The sequence below is a fragment of the Actinomycetota bacterium genome (assembly GCA_019347675.1).
Lineage (GTDB): Bacteria > Actinomycetota > Nitriliruptoria > Nitriliruptorales > JAHWKO01 > JAHWKW01.
This window is the reverse complement of record JAHWKW010000007.1, coordinates 98,032-115,872: the sequence shown is the minus strand read 5'-3', so window position 1 is coordinate 115,872 and position 17,841 is coordinate 98,032. Positions and strand designations below refer to the sequence as shown.

At 70.6% G+C, this 17,841-nt stretch carries 17 protein-coding genes; 4 read left to right on the top strand and 13 right to left on the bottom strand.

Annotated elements, in window-relative coordinates; genetic code table 11:
• The first annotated feature begins 53 nt into the window (after positions 1-53).
• Complete coding sequence (gene murJ, locus KY462_06315; protein MBW3577342.1) at positions 54-1,802, top strand: murein biosynthesis integral membrane protein MurJ; 1,749 nt, start codon at positions 54-56, stop codon at positions 1,800-1,802.
• Here murJ and KY462_06310 read toward each other — a convergent pair.
• From KY462_06310 to KY462_06250, 13 genes are all read right to left on the bottom strand, one after another.
• Positions 1,789-2,811 carry an LLM class flavin-dependent oxidoreductase gene (locus KY462_06310; protein MBW3577341.1) on the bottom strand — a complete coding sequence of 341 codons (1,023 nt, stop codon included), beginning with the start codon at positions 2,809-2,811 and terminating at the stop codon, positions 1,789-1,791. The two genes, murJ and KY462_06310, sit on opposite strands and share 14 nt — an antisense overlap.
• The gene (locus KY462_06305) at positions 2,811-3,215 is read right to left on the bottom strand and encodes an NYN domain-containing protein (GenBank protein MBW3577340.1); all 405 of its coding nucleotides are present in this window, start codon (positions 3,213-3,215) and stop codon (positions 2,811-2,813) included. Before KY462_06305 ends, KY462_06310 begins: the two co-directional genes overlap by 1 nt.
• Before the next feature lies 1 nt (position 3,216).
• Entirely contained in the window at positions 3,217-3,687 is a 471-nt protein-coding gene (locus KY462_06300) for a DUF2017 domain-containing protein (protein ID MBW3577339.1), read from the bottom strand.
• A 37-nt stretch (positions 3,688-3,724) separates the two neighbouring features.
• On the bottom strand, positions 3,725-3,913 hold the full coding sequence (locus KY462_06295; GenBank protein ID MBW3577338.1) for an ATP-dependent Clp protease adaptor ClpS: 189 nt from the start codon (positions 3,911-3,913) through the stop codon (positions 3,725-3,727).
• A gap of 117 nt (positions 3,914-4,030) precedes the next feature.
• Positions 4,031-4,351, bottom strand: coding sequence for a cold shock domain-containing protein (locus tag KY462_06290; protein ID MBW3577337.1), 321 nt, complete (start codon positions 4,349-4,351; stop codon positions 4,031-4,033).
• Positions 4,352-4,406: 55 nt separating this feature from the next.
• Positions 4,407-7,004 carry an ATP-dependent chaperone ClpB gene (clpB, locus tag KY462_06285; GenBank protein ID MBW3577336.1) on the bottom strand — a complete coding sequence of 866 codons (2,598 nt, stop codon included), beginning with the start codon at positions 7,002-7,004 and terminating at the stop codon, positions 4,407-4,409.
• Entirely contained in the window at positions 7,001-7,423 is a 423-nt protein-coding gene (locus tag KY462_06280; protein ID MBW3577335.1) for a MerR family transcriptional regulator, read from the bottom strand. Before KY462_06280 ends, clpB begins: the two co-directional genes overlap by 4 nt.
• Before the next feature lie 50 nt (positions 7,424-7,473).
• Positions 7,474-8,631 carry a molecular chaperone DnaJ gene (gene dnaJ / locus KY462_06275; protein ID MBW3577334.1) on the bottom strand — a complete coding sequence of 386 codons (1,158 nt, stop codon included), beginning with the start codon at positions 8,629-8,631 and terminating at the stop codon, positions 7,474-7,476.
• A 2-nt stretch (positions 8,632-8,633) separates the two neighbouring features.
• The gene (gene grpE, locus KY462_06270) at positions 8,634-9,515 is read right to left on the bottom strand and encodes a nucleotide exchange factor GrpE (protein ID MBW3577333.1); all 882 of its coding nucleotides are present in this window, start codon (positions 9,513-9,515) and stop codon (positions 8,634-8,636) included.
• Between the two features lie 70 nt (positions 9,516-9,585).
• Positions 9,586-10,023, bottom strand: a complete 438-nt coding sequence (locus KY462_06265) for an Hsp20/alpha crystallin family protein (protein MBW3577332.1) — start codon at positions 10,021-10,023, stop codon at positions 9,586-9,588.
• A gap of 74 nt (positions 10,024-10,097) precedes the next feature.
• Entirely contained in the window at positions 10,098-11,963 is a 1,866-nt protein-coding gene (gene dnaK, locus KY462_06260; GenBank protein MBW3577331.1) for a molecular chaperone DnaK, read from the bottom strand.
• A gap of 688 nt (positions 11,964-12,651) precedes the next feature.
• Positions 12,652-13,173, bottom strand: a complete 522-nt coding sequence (locus KY462_06255; protein MBW3577330.1) for a DUF192 domain-containing protein — start codon at positions 13,171-13,173, stop codon at positions 12,652-12,654.
• 376 nt (positions 13,174-13,549) lie between these two features.
• Positions 13,550-14,083, bottom strand: coding sequence for a DUF421 domain-containing protein (locus KY462_06250; GenBank protein MBW3577329.1), 534 nt, complete (start codon positions 14,081-14,083; stop codon positions 13,550-13,552).
• Positions 14,084-14,277: 194 nt separating this feature from the next.
• On the opposite strand from KY462_06250, the gene KY462_06245 reads away from it, so the two are divergent.
• The 3 genes from KY462_06245 (at position 14,278) to KY462_06235 (ending at position 17,787) form a co-directional block, all read left to right on the top strand.
• Positions 14,278-14,802, top strand: a complete 525-nt coding sequence (locus KY462_06245) for an ACT domain-containing protein (GenBank protein MBW3577328.1) — start codon at positions 14,278-14,280, stop codon at positions 14,800-14,802.
• Positions 14,803-14,828: 26 nt separating this feature from the next.
• Complete coding sequence (gene def, locus KY462_06240) at positions 14,829-15,353, top strand: peptide deformylase (GenBank protein ID MBW3577327.1); 525 nt, start codon at positions 14,829-14,831, stop codon at positions 15,351-15,353.
• 235 nt (positions 15,354-15,588) lie between these two features.
• On the top strand, positions 15,589-17,787 hold the full coding sequence (locus tag KY462_06235) for a (Fe-S)-binding protein (protein MBW3577326.1): 2,199 nt from the start codon (positions 15,589-15,591) through the stop codon (positions 17,785-17,787).
• The last annotated feature ends 54 nt before the right edge of the window (positions 17,788-17,841 follow it).

Sequence of the window (17,841 nt, the reverse complement as noted above, 5' to 3'; positions counted from 1 at the left end):
CTCGGGCGCGCTGTGGCGTCCCGGTACGGTTCCGCCGGTGATGGGAGGTTGCCGTGGAGGAGGCTCCGTCCACCGAGGACACCGTCGAAGCCTCCCACGACGACACCGCGGGCGCGCCGCCCGCGTCCACCCGCCGCAACTCGGCGCTGGTCGCGGCCGGGATCCTGCTGTCGCGCATCAGCGGTCTCGTCCGCGAAGGCACCATCAGCCACTTCTTCGGGCTCGGGTTCGCTGCGGACGCCTTCTCGGCCGCCTTCCGGATCCCCAACCTGATGCAGAACCTCCTCGGCGAAGGCGTCCTGTCGGCCTCGTTCATCCCCGTCTACAGCCGCCTTCTGGCTGAGGGCCGAGAAGAGGAAGCCGGCCGTGTCGCGGGCGCGACGGCTGGGCTGCTGACCGCTGTGGCCGGAGGGCTGGTCCTCGTCGGAGTGGTGTTCGCTCGGCCGATCACCGCGGTCCTGGCTCCCGGTCTGGCGCCGGCGACGTTCGCGCTCACCGTGCGCCTCACCCGGATCATCACGCCCGGGATCGGGTTCCTGGTCCTGTCGGCCTGGTGCCTGGGCGTGCTGAACAGCCACCGGCGGTTCTTCCTGTCCTACGTGGCACCGGTGCTGTGGAACGGGGCGCAGATCGGCGTGCTCGTCGCGTTGGGCACGACCGTCTACGCCGGGGCGCTGGGCAACGGACTGGAGGCCCGGTCGGCGGAGATCGCCCTGATCACCGCGTTGGCGTGGGGCACCGTCCTCGGTGGGGCGCTGCAGTTCCTGGTGCAGCTGCCGTGGGTGCTGCGCGTCGCGCGCGGGGTGCGACCGTCGCTACGTACCGACCTGCCCGGCGTGCGGCAGGTCGCCCGGGCGTTCGCGCCGGTGGTCGGCGGTCGGGGCGTGGTGCAGCTGTCTGCCTACGCCGACCAGATCCTGGCGAGCTTCCTGGCGGTGGGAGCCCTCGCGGCGCTGCGGTTCAGCCAGACCCTGTACGTCCTGCCGATCAGCCTGTTCGGGATGGCGGTCGCGGCGGCGGAGCTACCGGAGCTGTCCAGCATGCAGTCGCATGGCCGTGAGCAGCTGCGGTCGCGCCTGGACGAGGGCTTGTCGCGCATCGCGGTCTTCGTCGTCCCGACGGTGGTCGGGTTCCTGGCGATCGGCGACCTGATCGTCGGGGCGCTGTACCAGCGTGGGGAGTTCGACCGCACCGACAGCCTGCAGGTCTGGGTCGTGCTGGTCGGGTATTCGGTCGGTCTGGTCGCCAGCAGCTCCTCGCGGTTGCTGCAGTCGGCGCTGTATGGGATCGGTGACCCGCGAACCCCCGCCAAGGTCGCGGTGTTGCGCGTGGTCGCTTCGGTTGCGCTGGGGGTCGGGTTGATGTTCCAGCTGGACCGCGTCAGCATCGCCGCGGGGCAACTCAGCGTGGTCGGCGACCTCCCGGCGTTCGGGCCGGTCCCCGACGAGGTCCGCCAGCCCGGGGCCTCCGAACAGGTGGCTCGACTCGGGGCGGCGGGCCTGTCGCTGGCCGCCGGGATGACCGCCTGGCTGGAGTGGCGGCTGCTGCGCCGCGCGATCCGTGACCGCATCGGCGATGTCCGCCTGGCGGGAGGGCAGCTGCGTGCGACGCTCGCCGCCGCCGCCGGCGGGCTGGTCGTGGCGCTGGCGATCCGGCCGGTGGTGGCGGGCCTGCCGCTGCTGGTCGCCGGGCCGATCGCCGTGGCCGCGACCGGGGTGACCTACCTCGCCGCCGCGCACGCGCTCGGGATCCCCGAGGTGCGGAAGCTGATAAGGCGTGTGACCCGCATCATCCGGCGTTGACCTGCGCGAGCGGCGCCTGCGCGAGCGCCCCGACCGCCGTGCGCACGCTCCGCGCGACGTCACCTCCGACCGGCACGATCCGGGCGATCAGGTGGTCGAGACCGGCTGAGGCGTACCGGCTGAGCATCGGCCCAGCCGGATCATCGGGTGTGCCGTACCAGCCGAGGCTGCGCAGCATCCCCTCGGGCATGGCGGCGACGGCCGCGTCGGATCCGCCGTCGCGGTACCCGGCCCGGATCGCCTCGACGTCATCGGCGAACCCCTGCCGTTCGAGGTGGCGCACGTAGTTGGGCAGGGCCAGGTACCGGCCGAGCTCGCGTCCCAATGCGGCGCGGGCGGCGTCGCGGTCGGGATCGATCGCGACGCGGACGTACGCGGCGATCTCCACCTCGCCAGGCGTCCGTCCTCCTTCGGAGCCGGCAGCCGCCCCGCGGACGGCGGCCACGGCCCGGCCGACCTCCTCCGGTGTCGACCAGTTCAACAGGGCACCGTCGGCGGACCGTCCCGCGACCTCGAGCATCTGCGGGCCCATCGCGGCCAGGTACAGCGGTGGTGGTGACGGGAGCGGTTCGATGTCCAGCCGAAAACGGCGGGTGCGGATCACCTCGCCGTCGAGGTCGCTTTCGTCCCCGGCGAGGATGGTGCGCAGGGCAGACAGGGTTTCGCGGGCGGCGGTGATCGGGGCGCGGGGCGTGACTCCGTGCCACGCCTGCATGGTCGGGGCGTGACTCACACCCAGGCCCAGCAGCAGCCGCCCCCCCGACGCGTCTTGCACCGTGGCCGCCGCCATCGCCAGCTGGGCCACGCTGCGGGTCCAGATCGGCGCGATCCCGACCCCGACCTGCAGGTCGGTCGTGGCGGACGCCCACGACTGGCACACCAGCAGAGCGTCACGCCCACGCGCCTCGTTGGTCCACAGCGACGCGAGACCGGCCTGTTCCACGTCACGGGCCAGCTCCTGCTGCGTCGACGACGGCAGATCCTCGCTGACACCGATCGCGACGTGCATCAGGCCCTCCCCCGCGACGACTCCTCCAGCTCGTTGCGGAACGTCCCGGCGCCGACGACGTCGGCCCGCAGCCCCCGCACCCGGCTGACCAGTTCCTTGTCGGAGGTCACGACGGTGACGTCCGCGGGCTGCGACGCGTCGGCGACCAGCGACACGATGCGGTCGTCGGCCGCGTCGCGCCCGCCGTCACCGGCGTCGACGACATCGACACCAGCGGCGACGCGCTCGGTGAGGTCGTCGGGGACGGGACCCTCCACGACCAGCGTGTACCGGCGCCCCGTGGTGGCGTGGTCGGCGATCAGGCGGTGCAGCAGGTCGCGCATCGCGCCGGGGCGGTCGTGCCACCAACCGTCGGGGCGTGACCCGATCACGTTCATCGCGTCGATGATCCACCGCTCCGCCACGTCAGGATCCGACGCTGGGCGGATCGACCACGCTCAGCAGCTGTTCCTGGAACCAGCCCAGATGATCCATCATCGCCACGGTCGCGGCGGCCGGGTGGTCGACGTCGATCTCGTCGCGGTCCAGCTGTTCGATCCCGATGCGCGCCCCCAGCGTCAGTCGGACGTCGTTCAACACGCCCAGGACCAGAGCGGGTTCGTCCTCGACCAGATCCACCCGGAGGCGACTGCGGTGAGCGACCCCACGATCGAGGATCTCCTCCAGGGCGGCCAGGCCGGCCAGCCGCTCCTCGAGCAGGTCGTCGAAGATCAACCGGCGGAGTTCGGCGTCGGCCTCGTCATCGTCGGCGATCGTCGCGGGGAAGAGCCTGGCGACCGCCGGGTCATCGGGGTCGGGGTCCTCCAGCAGTTGACGAAGTCCCGGTGCCAGCGCCCGCAGCAGCTCGACCTCGAAGGGTTCGAGCTCTAACCGCACCGCTTGTCCCCCCGGCCGGAGGCGGGCGCGGACCATCTCAGCTCGATCGCTGCATCGTCGCCTGCAGGCCGTGAGCGTGCAGCTGGCGGACGTGCATCTCGGCCGTCTCCCGCGGTTCGCTGGCCACGAGCGCCTTCCCCTTGTGGTGGACATCGAGCATCAGCTTGCGCGCGACCGCCTCCGTGAACCCGAAGATCTTGCGGAACACGTACACCACGTACGACATGAGGTTCACCGGATCGTCCCAGACGATCACGTCCCAGGGACGGTCAGCGGTGACGTCCGTGCCGGTGTCCGCCTCGCGGACCGGGGCGGTCGCAGGCCCCGCCACGTGGGCCTCCTCTCAGCGGCGGCGCCGACGCTGGCGACGCCGTTGACGCTTCTCGCGCTCGATCTGCTCCAGTTCGTCCCACGTCGGCGGGGGGCCGCCGACGACGACCCGTCCGGCCGGGTTGTCCTCCGGTGCGCGTTCGGCGATCCGCACGCTGGTGGCCTGCGGGCCGTCGTCGCCCTCCTGCACGTCGTATTCGATCACGTCACCCGATCGGAGCACGGTCCCCTCGAGCGTGGAGGCGTGGACGTACACGTCCTCGCCGCCCTCGATGGGCTGAACGAAGCCGAAGTTCCGTTCCTCGTCGAAGACCTTCACGCGACCGGTGGGCATGGGGGTTTACCTTCCTGCGTCCAGGGGGCTCGCGTGAAGCGTACGTCTCCTGGCGTCAGGCCGCGACGGGAGTGCGCCCCTCGACGACCAGATCGTCGCCGGACACGTCCACCACCACCGTGTGGCCGTCCTCGAGGCCACCGCTGAGCAGCGCCAGCGCGATGCGGTCCTCCAGTTCCTTGCGGATGACGCGCTTCAGGGGCCGCGCCCCGTACACCGGGTCGTAACCGCGGTCGGCGAGCCACTGGCGGGCGGCGTCGCTGACCTCCAGCGTCAAGTCACGGTCCGCCAGGCGGCGGCGCAGCCGCTCCAGCTGAATGTCGACGATCGCGGCGATCTGCTCACGGGTGAGCCTGCCGAAGATCACGATCTCGTCGACGCGGTTGAGGAACTCCGGCCGGAAGTGGCCGCGGACCTCCGCCATGACCTTCTCGTGCAGCTGCTCCTCGGTGGCGGCGGGGTCCAGGATGAACTGGCTGCCCAGGTTGGAGGTCATGGTCAGGACCACGTTGCGGAAGTCCACCGTGCGTCCCTGACCGTCGGTGAGGCGCCCATCGTCGAGGACCTGCAAGAGCACGTTGAAGACGTCGGCGTGGGCCTTCTCGACCTCGTCGAGCAGGACGACCGAGTATGGGCGGCGGCGGACCTGCTCGGTGAGCTGACCGCCCTCCTCGTACCCGACGTACCCGGGCGGGGCGCCGATCAGCCGGGCGACCGTGTGCTTCTCCTGGTACTCGCCCATGTCGAGACGGATCAGAGCCCGCTCGTCGTCGAACAGCTCCGCCGCCAGGGTGCGGGCCAGCTCGGTCTTCCCGACCCCGGTGGGACCCAGGAACAGGAACGAACCCAGCGGACGATCGGGGTCGGCGAGCCCGGAGCGGGCACGGCGCACGGCGTTGGCCACCGCGGTGACCGCGTCGTCTTGGCCGACCACCCGCTGGTGCAGGTAGGTCTCGAGCGTCGCGAGCTTCTCCATCTCCGACGACATCAGCTTCGACACCGGGATCCCGGTCCATCCAGACACGACCTCGGCGATCTCCTCGGCGGTGACCTCCTCCTCGAGCAGTCCGCCCCCGTCGGCGCGGAGCTCGTCGATGCGCGCGGTGGCGTCCGCGACCTCGCGTTGCAGTTCGGGTAGCCGCCCGTAGCGCAGTTCCGCGGCGCGCTGCAGATCACCGTCGCGCTCGGCGCGGTCGGCTTCGTCGCGGACCCGTTCCTGGTCCTCCTTGAGCGCCTGCAACCGCTCGATCGCTTCCTTCTCGGACCGCCAGCGCGCGTGGAGACTGGCCAGCACCTCGCGGAGGTCGGCGAGCTCCCGCTCGAGGTCGGCCAGCCGCTGGCGGGCGGTGTCGGTCTCCTCGTTGGCCAGCGCAGCACGTTCGATCTCCAGCTGACGCACCCGCCGGTCGACCTCGTCGATCTCGGGCGGGAGCGAGTCGATCGCGATCCGCAGTCGCGCCGCCGCCTCGTCGAGCAGGTCGATGGCCTTGTCGGGCAGGAAGCGGTCGGTGATGTAGCGGTCCGACAGCGTCGCGGCGGCCACGATCGCGTCGTCGGTGATCCGCACGCCGTGGTGGACCTCGTAGCGTTCCTTGAGCCCACGCAGGATCGCGATCGTGTCTGCGGCGGAGGGTTGACCGACGAACACCGGCTGGAAGCGGCGCTCCAGCGCCGCGTCCTTCTCGACGTGCTTGCGGTACTCGTCGAGCGTGGTCGCCCCGATCATGCGCAACTGACCGCGTGCCAGCATCGGCTTGAGCATGTTCGACGCGTCCATCGCCCCCTCGGCGGCCCCCGCCCCGACCACCGTGTGCAGCTCGTCGATGAACGTGACGATCTGGCCCTCCGAGGCCTCGATCTCGGCCAGAACGGCCTTGAGCCGCTCCTCGAACTCGCCGCGGTACTTGGCGCCGGCGACCATCGACGCGAGATCGAGCTGGATCAGCCGGCGGTCCTGGAGCGTCGCCGGGACGTCGCCCTCGACGATGCGGCGGGCCAGCCCCTCGACGATCGCGGTCTTGCCGACCCCCGGTTCGCCGATCAGGACCGGGTTGTTCTTGGTTCGGCGCACCAGGACCTGGATGACACGACGGATCTCGTCGTCACGGCCGATCACCGGGTCGAGCTTGCCCTCGCGGGCCATCTGTGTGAGATCTCGGGCGTACTTGTCCAGCGCCTCGTAGGTCGACTCGGGGGTGGGGCTGATCACCCGCTGGGTGCCCCGCACGTCCTTGAGCACACCCAGGATCGCGTCGTGGCTGACGCCGGCGTCGCGGAGCACGCGACCCACCGCTCCGTCCTCGGTGGTCAGCGCCAGGAGCAGGTGCTCGGTCGAGACGTACTCGTCGGTCAGCTGCAACGCTTCCCGCTCGGCCTCGTCGAGCACCGCCGCGAGTCGCGGCGAGACACGGACCTCACCGCTGGCGCCGTACGCCCGCGAAACCCCCTCCAGCACCTCGTTGACCCGACCGCGCAGTTGCGTGGGCGTCACGCCGAGCCGCTGCACGACCGGGAGCACCACGCTGTCGGGCTGGCCCAGCAACACCAGCATCAGGTGCGCAGGCAGAGCCTCGGGATGGTGTGACTGTCGCGCCATCGCGACGGCGTTCTGCAACGCCTCGGACGACTTGAGGGTCAGCTTGTCCGGGTTCATCTGTCGTACTTCCTCCAGATCTCGATCGCGCCGCGCGAGACCGGGACCAGCTCGTGGCGGTGTTCACGGTGGGCAGCTGCAACCTCGTCGCGGAGGCGGTCGGCCATCCGTTCCAGCTCCGACTCGAGCCGAGCGATGCGCTGCTGTGCCGCCGCCAGCCGTCCCCGCAGCTCGAGCACCATCTTGACGCCGATCAGGTTGAGCCCTTGGCTGGTCAGGTCCTGGATCTGGTGCAGACGCTCCACGTCGGCGTCGGAGTACCGGCGGACGTTCCCCGACGAGCGCTCCGGCGAGACCAGGCCGCTGCGTTCGTAGGCGCGCAACGTCTGCGGGTGCATGCCGGCGAGCTCGGCCGCCACGGAGATCACGTACACCGCCCCGTCGCGTCCGCGGCGCCTGTCGCCATGATCGTCAGCCACGCGCGATCACCTCCGCGCAGCTGACGCCGCCAACCAGGTTGTCGTCGGGCTCATACCTGCTCCAGGAGTCGATCGCGGTCGCTCGTGTCGTCCAGCTCGCGGAGCTCGCGCAGCAGGTCCTTCTGCCGTCGCGACAGCTTCCGGGGGACGTCCACCCGGACCGTCACCAGCAGATCACCGCGGCCGTCGCGGGTCGGGGCGCCCTTGCCGCGGACGCGGAAGGTCCGTCCGCTGGCGGTGCCGGGCGGGATGCGGATGGTGGTGGTACCGGCTGTGCCGTTCACGCTGGGGAGCGGCACCCGCAGGTCGGTGCCGAGCGCTGCCTCGCTGAACGTGATCGGGACCTCCACGGTGATGTCGTCGCCACGCCGACCGAAAACCGGGTGGGGCGCTACCGAGACGTTGACGTACAGGTCGCCGGGTGGGCCGCCGTTCTCGCCCGGACCTCCGCGTCCGGGGACGCGGATGCGGGCGCCGTCCTTCACGCCCGCCGGGATGCGGACCCGGATCTCCCGCGGTTCGGTCTGCCGGCCGCTCCCGCCACAGGTCTGGCACGGCGAGTCGATCACCTGGCCGCGTCCGCCGCACTGCGGGCACGGCTGGGCGATCGAGAACGGGCCCTGGTCCACCGCGACGGTCCCGGTCCCCTGACAGCGCGGGCAGGTCCGCGGGCTGGTCCCGGGCCGCGCGCCCGTCCCGTGACACGTCTCGCACGGCCCGTCGCCGGTGACCCGCAGGGTCGTGGTGACCCCCGTGAGCGCGTCCTCGAACGACAGGTTGACGTTGGCCTGGAGGTCCTGGCCCTTCCGCTGGCGGCGGACGCGGCCGGACGGCCCGAACCGCATGCCACCGCCGCCGAACAGACCACTGAACAGGTCACCGAGGTTGCCGAGATCCCCGATGTCGCCCTCGGTGAAGGTGAAGCCGCGTCCGCCGCCAGGGAAGCCACCGCCAGCGAACGCGCCGGACGCTGCCAGGCGACGGACCTCGTCGTACTCCTTGCGCCTGTCCTCGTCGCCCAGGACCGAGTACGCCTCGCTGACCTCCTTGAAGCGCTGCTCGGCGCTGGGGTCGTCGGGGTTGGCGTCTGGGTGCAGCTTCTGGGCCAGCTTGCGGTAGGCCTTCTTGATGTCGGCCTGTGAGGCGTCCGACGAGACGCCGAGGACCTCGTAGAAGTCCTTGTCGAGCCAGTCACGCTGGGGTGCCATCGCTACTCCACGACCCTGACCATCGCGGCGCGCAGCACCCGATCCCCGACCATGTAGCCGGGCCGCAGCACCTCGGCGACCACCGGGTGATCACGATCCTCGCCATCGTGCCCGTGCTGCACGGCTTCGTGCAGCTGGGGATCGAAGGCCACGCCCTCACGGCCGATCCGCTCGAGACCGAACGCGCGCAGCGCGTCGACGAGCTTGCCGTAGACCATCTCCACGCCCTTGCGGAGGCTGGCGACGTCCGTGGCGGACTCCGCGGCGAGCACGGCGAGCTCGAAGTCGTCGAGGACGTCGATCAACCGCCCGAGGACGTCCACCATGCCCTGATCCCGCTGGGTGGCACCTTCGCGCATCGTCCGCTTCCGGAAGTTCTGGAACTCGGCCTGGGTGCGCTTGAGGTGGTCGAGGTACTCGTCGCGCTTGGACTCGGCCGCCTCCAGGGCGGCGCGCAGCTCCTCGCGCGAGCGCTGGTCTTCGGGCGTGGGCTGGTCTTCGGGCGTGGGCTGGTCTTCGGGCGTGGGCTGGTCTTCGGGCGTGGGCTGGTCTTCGGGCGTGGGCTTGACTCGTGGCCGCTGGTCGGCCGGGTCGACGGTCGGCACGTCGCCCCGCGACAGGTCACCACCGACGTCGCTTCGGTCCACGTCCGGCTGTGGCATCGACGCCTCGCCAAGGTCCTCGTGGGCGTCGGCGGCCGCGACCTGATCGGCGACGTCGTCTTGGGCGTGCGCCGCCGTCCCGCCGTCGTCGACGCCCTGCACGCCGCCACGCTCGGCGCCGTCGTCGACGCCCTGCACGCCGCCACGCTCGGCGACGTCGTCGAGGTGCGCACGCGGGTCGGCCACGGCGTCGTCTCGGTGCTCGTCGCTGGTGTTGGTCATGTCGGTCCTGTCAGATCGGCTGGGGCCGGCGTGAGCGCTGTGCGCCCGGCACCGGCCCCGAGTCGGTCGGTCAGCTGGGACGGACCTCGATCCGGCGCGGCTTGGCCTCCTCGGCCTTGGGAACCGTGATCGTCAGCATCCCGTTGCGGAAGTTGGCCTCGACGTTGTCGGAATCCACCCGGTCCGGGAGACGCACGGCACGGTGGAACCGGCCGAAGCGTCGCTCGACGCGGCGGAAGCCCTCCGCCTCGCTCTCGTCGTAGAAGCGTCGCTCGCCGGAGACCGTGAGGACGTTCTCCTCGAGGGTGATCTCGACGTCGTCTGCGTCCAGGCCGGGCAGCTCGACGTGCAGGACGAAGCTGTCCTCGTTCTCCTCGACGTCGAGCGCGGGGCTCCAGGCTCCTGCGGTCGACGGCCGTTCCTCACCGAAGAAGCTGCGGAACATCCGCTCGACCTCGTCTTGGAGGCCTGCGAGGTCACGCCCGTGGTAACGGCTCAGTGCGCTCATGTCTCCTCCTTGTCGTGTGTGCGTGCGGTTGTGGGGATGGTCCGGGGCGGCGCTGGAGCGCCGCCCCGCGTGGGTCAGCTTGCGGCTTCCTGGTCGTCGCCCTCGTCGACGACCTCGGCCTCGACCACGTCCTCGGGGCCGGCGCCGGCCGGGCCACCCGCGGCGCCACCGGTAGCGCCACCTGCCGCGGCTCCAGCCTCGGCACCCGACGCCTCGTAGATCGCCTGGCCCAGCTGCTGCGAGGCCTGCGCGAGGGCCTCGGTCTTGGACCGGATCGCTCCGGTGTCGTCGCCCTTGAGCGCCTCGCGCAGCTCACCGATGGCCGACTCGGCCCGGGCCTTGGCGTCGGCCGGGACCTTGTCGCCGTGTTCACGCAGCAGCTTCTCGGTCTGGTAGACGAGCTGGTCGCCGGCGTTGCGCGCCTCGGCCGCTTCGCGACGGCGACGGTCCTCTTCGGCGTACTGATCGGCGTCGCGGACCATGCGGTCGATGTCGTCCCTGGGCAGGGCGGAACCGCCGGTGATGGTCATCGACTGTTCCTTCCCCGTCCCGAGGTCCTTGGCGCTGACGTGCACGATGCCGTTGGCGTCGATGTCGAAGGTGACCTCGATCTGCGGCACGCCGCGGGGCGCCGGCGGGATGTCGGTGAGCATGAACTTGCCCAGCGTCTTGTTGCCCGCGGCCATCTCACGCTCGCCCTGCAGCACGTGGATCTCCACAGACGGCTGGTTGTCCTCGGCCGTGGTGAACACCTCGGAGCGCTTGGTGGGGATGGTGGTGTTGCGCTCGATCAGCCTGGTCATCACCCCCCCCTTGGTCTCGATCCCGAGCGACAGGGGCGTGACGTCCAGCAGCAGGACGTCCTTGACCTCGCCCTTCAGCACGCCGGCCTGCAGCGCCGCACCGATCGCCACCACCTCGTCGGGGTTGACGCCCTGGTGCGGCTCCTTCCCACCGGTGAGGCCGCGGACCAGCTCCTTGACGGCCGGCATCCGCGTCGACCCGCCGACCAGGATGACGTGGTCGATGTCGCCGAGGGCCACCCCGGCGTCCTTGATCGCCTGCTGGAACGGGCCACGCAGCTTGTCGATCAGGTCGCTGGTCAACTCGTTGAACGTCGCGCGGGTGAGCGTCTCCTCCAGGTGGAGCGGCCCCGCGTCGGTTGCGGTGACGAACGGCAGGTTGATCGTGGTCTCGGTCGCCTGCGAGAGGTCGATCTTGGCCTTCTCGGCAGCCTCCTTCAGGCGCTGGAGCGCCATCTTGTCCTTGGAGAGGTCGACGCCGTGCTTGTCCTTGAAGGACTTGACCAGCCAGTCCATGACGGCCTGGTCCCAGTCGTCACCTCCGAGGTGGCTGTCGCCGTGGGTAGCCTTGACGTCGAAGACTCCTTCGGCGATCTCCAGGATCGACACGTCGTAGGTCCCGCCGCCGAGGTCGAACACGAGGATGGTCTGCTCATCCTCCTTGTCCAGCCCGTAGGCCAACGATGCGGCGGTCGGCTCGGCGACGAGCCGCAGGACCTCCAGGCCAGCGATCTGACCAGCTTCCTTGGTGGCCTGTCGCTGGGCGTCGTCGAAGTACGCGGGGACGGTGATGACCGCCTGGATCACGGTGTCCCCCAGGTACGCCTCCGCGTCGCGCTTGAGCTTCATCAGGATGCGTGCGGAGATCTCCTGCGGCGTGTACTTCTTGCCGTCGATGTCCACCGACCAGTCGCCGCCCATGTGGCGCTTCACCGAGCGGACGGTGCGGTCGGGGTTGGTGATCGCCTGCCGTTTGGCGACCTCGCCGACGAGCACCTCGCCGGCCTTGGAGAACGCGACCACCGACGGGGTCGTGCGCGCGCCCTCTGCGTTGGGGATGACGGTCGGTTCGCCACCCTCCAACACCGAGACGACCGAGTTGGTCGTCCCCAGATCGATGCCTACGGCCTTCGCCATGCTGTCACTCCTCGTGTCACGACTGTCGGCCGGCAGGCCGGCCGCCTCCTTAGTCGGTTGCCATGATAGAACCTGAGCGCAGTCTTATCAACTATCCTGCGCCCCGGCCGATCGATCAGGTGGTGCGGCCTGATCCTCGGTTCCGCTTGCCGGTGCCGTGCCGGGAAGCTGTCCGGGTCGCCAGCCGTGCGCGGCGTCCTGATCGAGTCCTCGCCGGCGGACGTGGCGGGGCCAGGAACGCCGAACGGGGCGACCCCGTGACGTCAGCCGCTCCTGGCCCCAGATGGCGAGCATCAGCACGACAGGGAGGAGCACGAAGGCGGCCGCGAGGACGTACTGCCACGCCTCCACGCGTCTCCTTCCGCCGATCGCAGCCTACGGAGCACGGTGCACCGGCACCGGCGGACGGGCTCGACGATGGGCTTTCCGGGTCCGGCGGCTCGACGATGGGCTTTCCGGGTCGGGCGGGCTCGGCGATGGGCTTTCCGGGTCGGACGGGCTCGACGATGGGCTTTCCGGGTCGGACGGGCTCGACGATGGGCTTTCCGGGTCCGGCGGCTCGGCGATGGGCTTTCCGGGTCGGGCGGGCTCGGCGATGGGCTTTCCGGGTCGGGCGGGCTCGGCGATGGGCTTTCCGGGTCGGACGGGCTCGACGATGGGCTTTCCGGGTCCGGCGGGCTCGACGACCTCAGCTCGACGGTGGCAGGTCGTCGGGGAGCTCCAAGCGCCACTCGTCGCTGACCCCCGCCGCGTCGAACCAGCCGGCGGCGACCTCCAGCGCGTAGCGGTACGGCTGCGACGGCGGGTACAGCGGGCAGTCGTGGCCGGCGGGACACGGCTCCATCTGCAGGATCGTGTGGATGTCGCCACCGGCGTCCGCGTAGGCGATGTCGAGCGGGACCAGCGTGTTCTTCATCCAGAACCCGCCGGCGGTGTCGTCGGGGAACGTGAACAACATGCCGACGGCGGGGGGCAGAGACGCGACCTCCATCAGGCCGTGTGCTCGCCGCGCCGGGGTGTTGGCGACCTTGACCGCCACCGCGACGCGGCGGCTGCCCGGACCGGCCAGGGACACGGCGGTGTCGGGGTAGCCGTCCACCGACGGGTGCAGTGAGGGCACCGGCACCGACGCCGTTGCGGTCGCTGGTGTCTGCCCGGGCTGGTCACCGCCGCAGGCTGCGGTGAGCCCGGCAGCGACGGCGGCAGCCACCAACGCGGCGACCAGTGCCGACCGGGACCCCCCGTGGTCTCCCCCGTGGCCTCCCCCGCGGTCTCCCCCGTGGCCTCCCCCGTGGTCTCCCCCGTGGTCTCCCCCGCGGTCTCCCCCGCGGTCTCCCCCGCGGTCTCCCCCGTGGTCTCCCCCGCGGTCCGGCCAGCGCAGCGCGCAACGGCAACGTCCACGGCGACGGCGACGGCCACGGCGACGGCGACGGCGACGGCTCATCTTCCTCCCCCAGCGATCGGCCCGCGACGTGCGGACTCAAACGCGGCAACTGATCGACGCGACACCGTTGCGCGCTTCCTGGAGGCGCTCGCGGAACGGCGCTGGCGCTGGCGGAGCTCCGGCGCGCCACCCCGTCGTTCGGCTACTCCACCAGTTCCTCGTGGCCGATGACGCCGCGGAGGATGTCGAGGTCGAGGTCGCCGCTGCCGTGGAGCACGCTGACGTCGCCCGTGGTCTCCAGGACGACGGCGCGAACATCGCCGTAGTCGAGGCAGTTGGCCTCGCGGAGCTTTCCGCGGATGTCGGCTTCGGTGACCTTCCCTCGGCGGAGGTTGCGCTCGATTATGCGGTCGCCGGCCATGAGCAGGATCGGCTCGTTGTCGACGGCCTTGCTGATGGTGAGGCGCCGCCGCCCCACCGCGATCAAGGCCTGCATGCCGTAGAGCACGCCCAGCGCCACCACGCCGTTTGGCAGTGTGACTGCGGGCGACGCGGCCACGCTGCCCATCATCGATCCGAAGGCGACGGTGATGGCGAAGTCGAAGGTGGACATCTTCGAGAAGCTGCGCAACCCCGCCAACCGGGTGTAGACAACGACCGCGAGGAAGATGCCGACCGTGGAAACGACGACGAGTCCAAGTTCGGTCCAGCTCGTACCCAGCCACTTGTCGAACATGATTCCTCCCAACGCTTCAGCGCGCCAGCCTGCCAGCGTCGTCGCGTGACCGACCCTGGCCGGAACGACCTTCGTCCCAACCGGGCGTGCGGGCGTCGCGCTCGGGCGCGTGCCAGGGTGGGCGTGGCTGCAGCCTGCAGCAACACGCCACCGAGCCGGTCTAGCCTGCTGGCGCGGGGCGATAGGAGCCAGCCGTGCCACAACTCGCCCTCACCGCGATCGGAGCCGACCGCCCCGGCATCGTGGCCGCGGTCGCCGAGGTGCTCCGCGACCGCGGCGGGAACGTCGAGGACTCCGCCATGACGATCCTGGGCGGTCAGTTCGCCATCATGCTGCTGGTGGCGACCGACGACACAGCCGAGGACCTGCGCGCGGCGTTGGACCAGGCCGTCGCCCCGCTGGACCTGGAGCTCACCGTCACGCCGGTCGAGGAAGGACGCGACAGCGCCGACGCCACCCACATCCTGTCGGTGTACGGCACCGACAAGCCGGGGATCCTGGCAGCGGTGGCCCGCACGCTGGCCGACCTGGGCATCAACATCACCGACCTCTCCACCCGCATGCTCCCCCCCGAGGACAAGCCGGTGTACGCGATGGCGCTCGAGATATCGGTGCCGGACGAGCTCGACGACGTCGAGGTCGAGGCGGCTCTCCGGGAGGTCGACGACCAGGTCGGGGTTGATCACACCCTGCGCCCGCTCGAGACGGAGACGTACTAGGTGCGCCAACGGCGGGGCGACGTCCGGTGACGGTCCGGGCGGTCATCAGCTACCCGTCGCGCATCCTCAAGACAACGGCCGAGCCGGTCGGCGAGATCGGTCCCGCCGAACGGCAGCTGGCGGTCGACCTCGTCGACACGATGCGCGGGTCGCCCGGATGCGTGGGGGTCGCAGCCCCCCAGATCGCGGTGCCCGTGCGTGCCTTCGCACTCGACATCTCGGTGATGCGCCGTCCGCATCCCAACCACGGGCTGATCGTCCTGTTCGACCCGGAACTGCTGCACGCCGAAGGGTCCGACGTGCGCCGCGAGGGGTGCCTGTCCGTCCCGCACTACACGTGCGACGTGCGCCGTGCGACCGGGGTCGTCGTGCGCGGCACGACCCCCGACGGCGACGTGCGGGCGCTCGAGACCGAAGGGTTCGAAGCCCGCGCCGTGCAGCACGAAGTCGACCACCTCGACGGTCTGCTGATCCTCGACCGCGTGGCCTCTCCCCGCACCGACGTCTTCCGCCGCAAGCGGTACGCCCGCCCCGGCAAACGCCTCACGTGAGGTCACCGGTTCACCGGGTCTGGTTTGACGTCCAGGGTTGCTCCCACGGGCGGGAACAGGTGCGCACACCGACGTAGCGCCTGACGCCCTACCCCCAGCTGATCCCACGGGCGGGAACAGGTGCGCACACCGACGTCGCGCCTGGCGCCGCCACCACCGATGTAGCCGTTCAGCTGGCGCTCCTACACTGCGGCCTCCCGCGAGCGAGAGGCCGCCCCGCGTGGACCCGCATCAGCTGCTGAACGTCGTCCGGATCGTGGGCGGCATCGCGGTGGTCGCGATCACCGCCGCGGTCGCGGGGCGGCGGATCCTGTTCCTGTACGGGTTGCTGCGCAACGCGCAGCCGGACCCGGACCGAGCCACGTGGGCGGCGATCCGGGGCAACATCCGCTACCAGTTCTCCAAGGTGCTCGGTCAGGAGAAGCTGCTGCGCTGGTCGCTGCCCGGGGTACTGCACGCATGGGTGTTCTGGAGCTTCCTGATCGTGCAGGCCACCATCATCGAGATCTTCGGGGAGATCTTCGATCCGGAGTTCAAGATCCCGCTGGCGGGGCGGCTGGGGGTCCCGGGCTCGGGGCTGACCGGCCTGGACGTGATCGTCTTCATGCAGGACCTGTTCATCGCCCTGGCGCTCGTGGCCATCGCCGGCTTCCTCGCCATCCGCTTCGCCCAGCACCCGCGCCGCCTGGGACGCCGGTCGCGCTTCGCCGGCTCCAACCTCGACCAGGGCTACTGGGTGCTGATGGGCGAGTTCGGCGTGACCTACACCTTGCTGTTGATCCACGCCTCGCGCTGGGCGATCGGAGGGGAGGCCAACCAGCACTTCGAGTCGGCGTTCCTGTCGCGCTTGGCCGCCGGCTTCCTCGACGGCATGTCGCCGCTGGCCCTGGAGTGGACCGCCGGCCTGATGGCGGTCTTCCACCTGGGCATCGTGGGGTGGTTCCTGGTGTTCACGCTGAACTCCAAGCACCTGCACGTGCTGACGATCTTCCCCAAAGAGCTGGTGTCGCGGCAGCCCAAGGCCCTCGGGGGGCTGCCCAACCTGCCCATCGACGTCGACACGATGACCGAGGACACCGTCCTCGGCGTCGGCAAGGTCGAGGATCTGCGCTGGCCGTACCTGCTGGACCTGTACACCTGCACCGAGTGCGGCCGCTGCCAGTCGCAGTGTCCGGCGTGGAACACCGGCAAGCCGCTCAACCCCAAGCTGCTGGTGATGGACCTGCGCGACCACCTGTACGCCAAGGGCCCCTACCTGCTGGGCAAGCAGACCGAGGCCGAAGCCGCCGATGTGCTCGGACAGCAGCTGGTCGGCGACACGCCCGGTCAGCCCGATGCGGTGATCGATTTCGACGTGCTGTGGACGTGCACCACCTGCGGCGCCTGCGTCGAGGAGTGCCCGGTCGACATCCAGCACGTCGACATGATCATGGAGATGCGCCGGTACAAGACCATGATGGAGTCGTCGTTCCCGCAAGAAGCCGCGGCGATGCTGCGCAACGTCGAGAACTCCGGCAACCCGTGGGGCATCGGAGCGCAGCAGCGTGAGGAATGGTTCGACGGCCTGGATCCGCAACCTGTCCGCGCCACCCCGGGCACGCCTCTGCCCGACGACGTGCAGTACGTGTTCTGGGTCGGATGCGCCGGCGCCGTCGACGACCGCGCCAAGCGGATCACACGTGCCATCGCCGAGCTGCTCAACCGGGCCGGGGTCCGCTATGCGGTCCTGGGTTCAGCCGAGACCTGCACCGGCGATCCCGCCCGGCGGATGGGCATGGAGTACCTGTTCCAGATGGTGGCCCAGCAGAACGTCGAGACGCTGAACTCGATCGGGACGCGACGGATCGTCGCCTGGTGCCCGCACTGCTTCAACACCCTGCGCAACGAGTACCCCGATCTCGACGGCCACTTCGACGTCGTCCACCACAGCCAGCTGCTGGCGGAGCTGGTCAACGACGGAGTGCTTGTGCCGGCCCACGCCCTCGACCTCACCGTCACCTACCACGACCCGTGCTACCTCGGGCGGCACAACGAGGTCTACTCGGCGCCCCGCCGCGTCGTCGACGCCGTCCCGGGCCTGACCCCCGTCGAGATGCCCCGCTGCCGCTCCAACGGCTTCTGCTGCGGCGCCGGTGGTTCACGCATGTGGATGGACGAGCGCATCGGCAAGCGGGTCAACATCGAGCGGATCGAGGAGGCCTTGGCCACCGAACCCGACATCATCTCCACCGCGTGCCCGTTCTGCACGACGATGCTGGAGGACGCGGTGGCCCAGAAGGTCCAGGATCGCGCGCTGGAAGACGGTCGGGTGCAGGTGCTCGACGTGGCCGAGGTCCTGCAGCGTGGTCTGCTCCCGCGCGTGGCTGCCGAGGAACCAGCCTCGTCACCGGGCGGTCCGGACGGGGTGATGTCGTCGGGTCCGGGCGTCGGGTAGCCGGCGACGTGCGAACGGTGTGCGGTCCGGGGCGGGACCTCCCGTAGCGGCTAG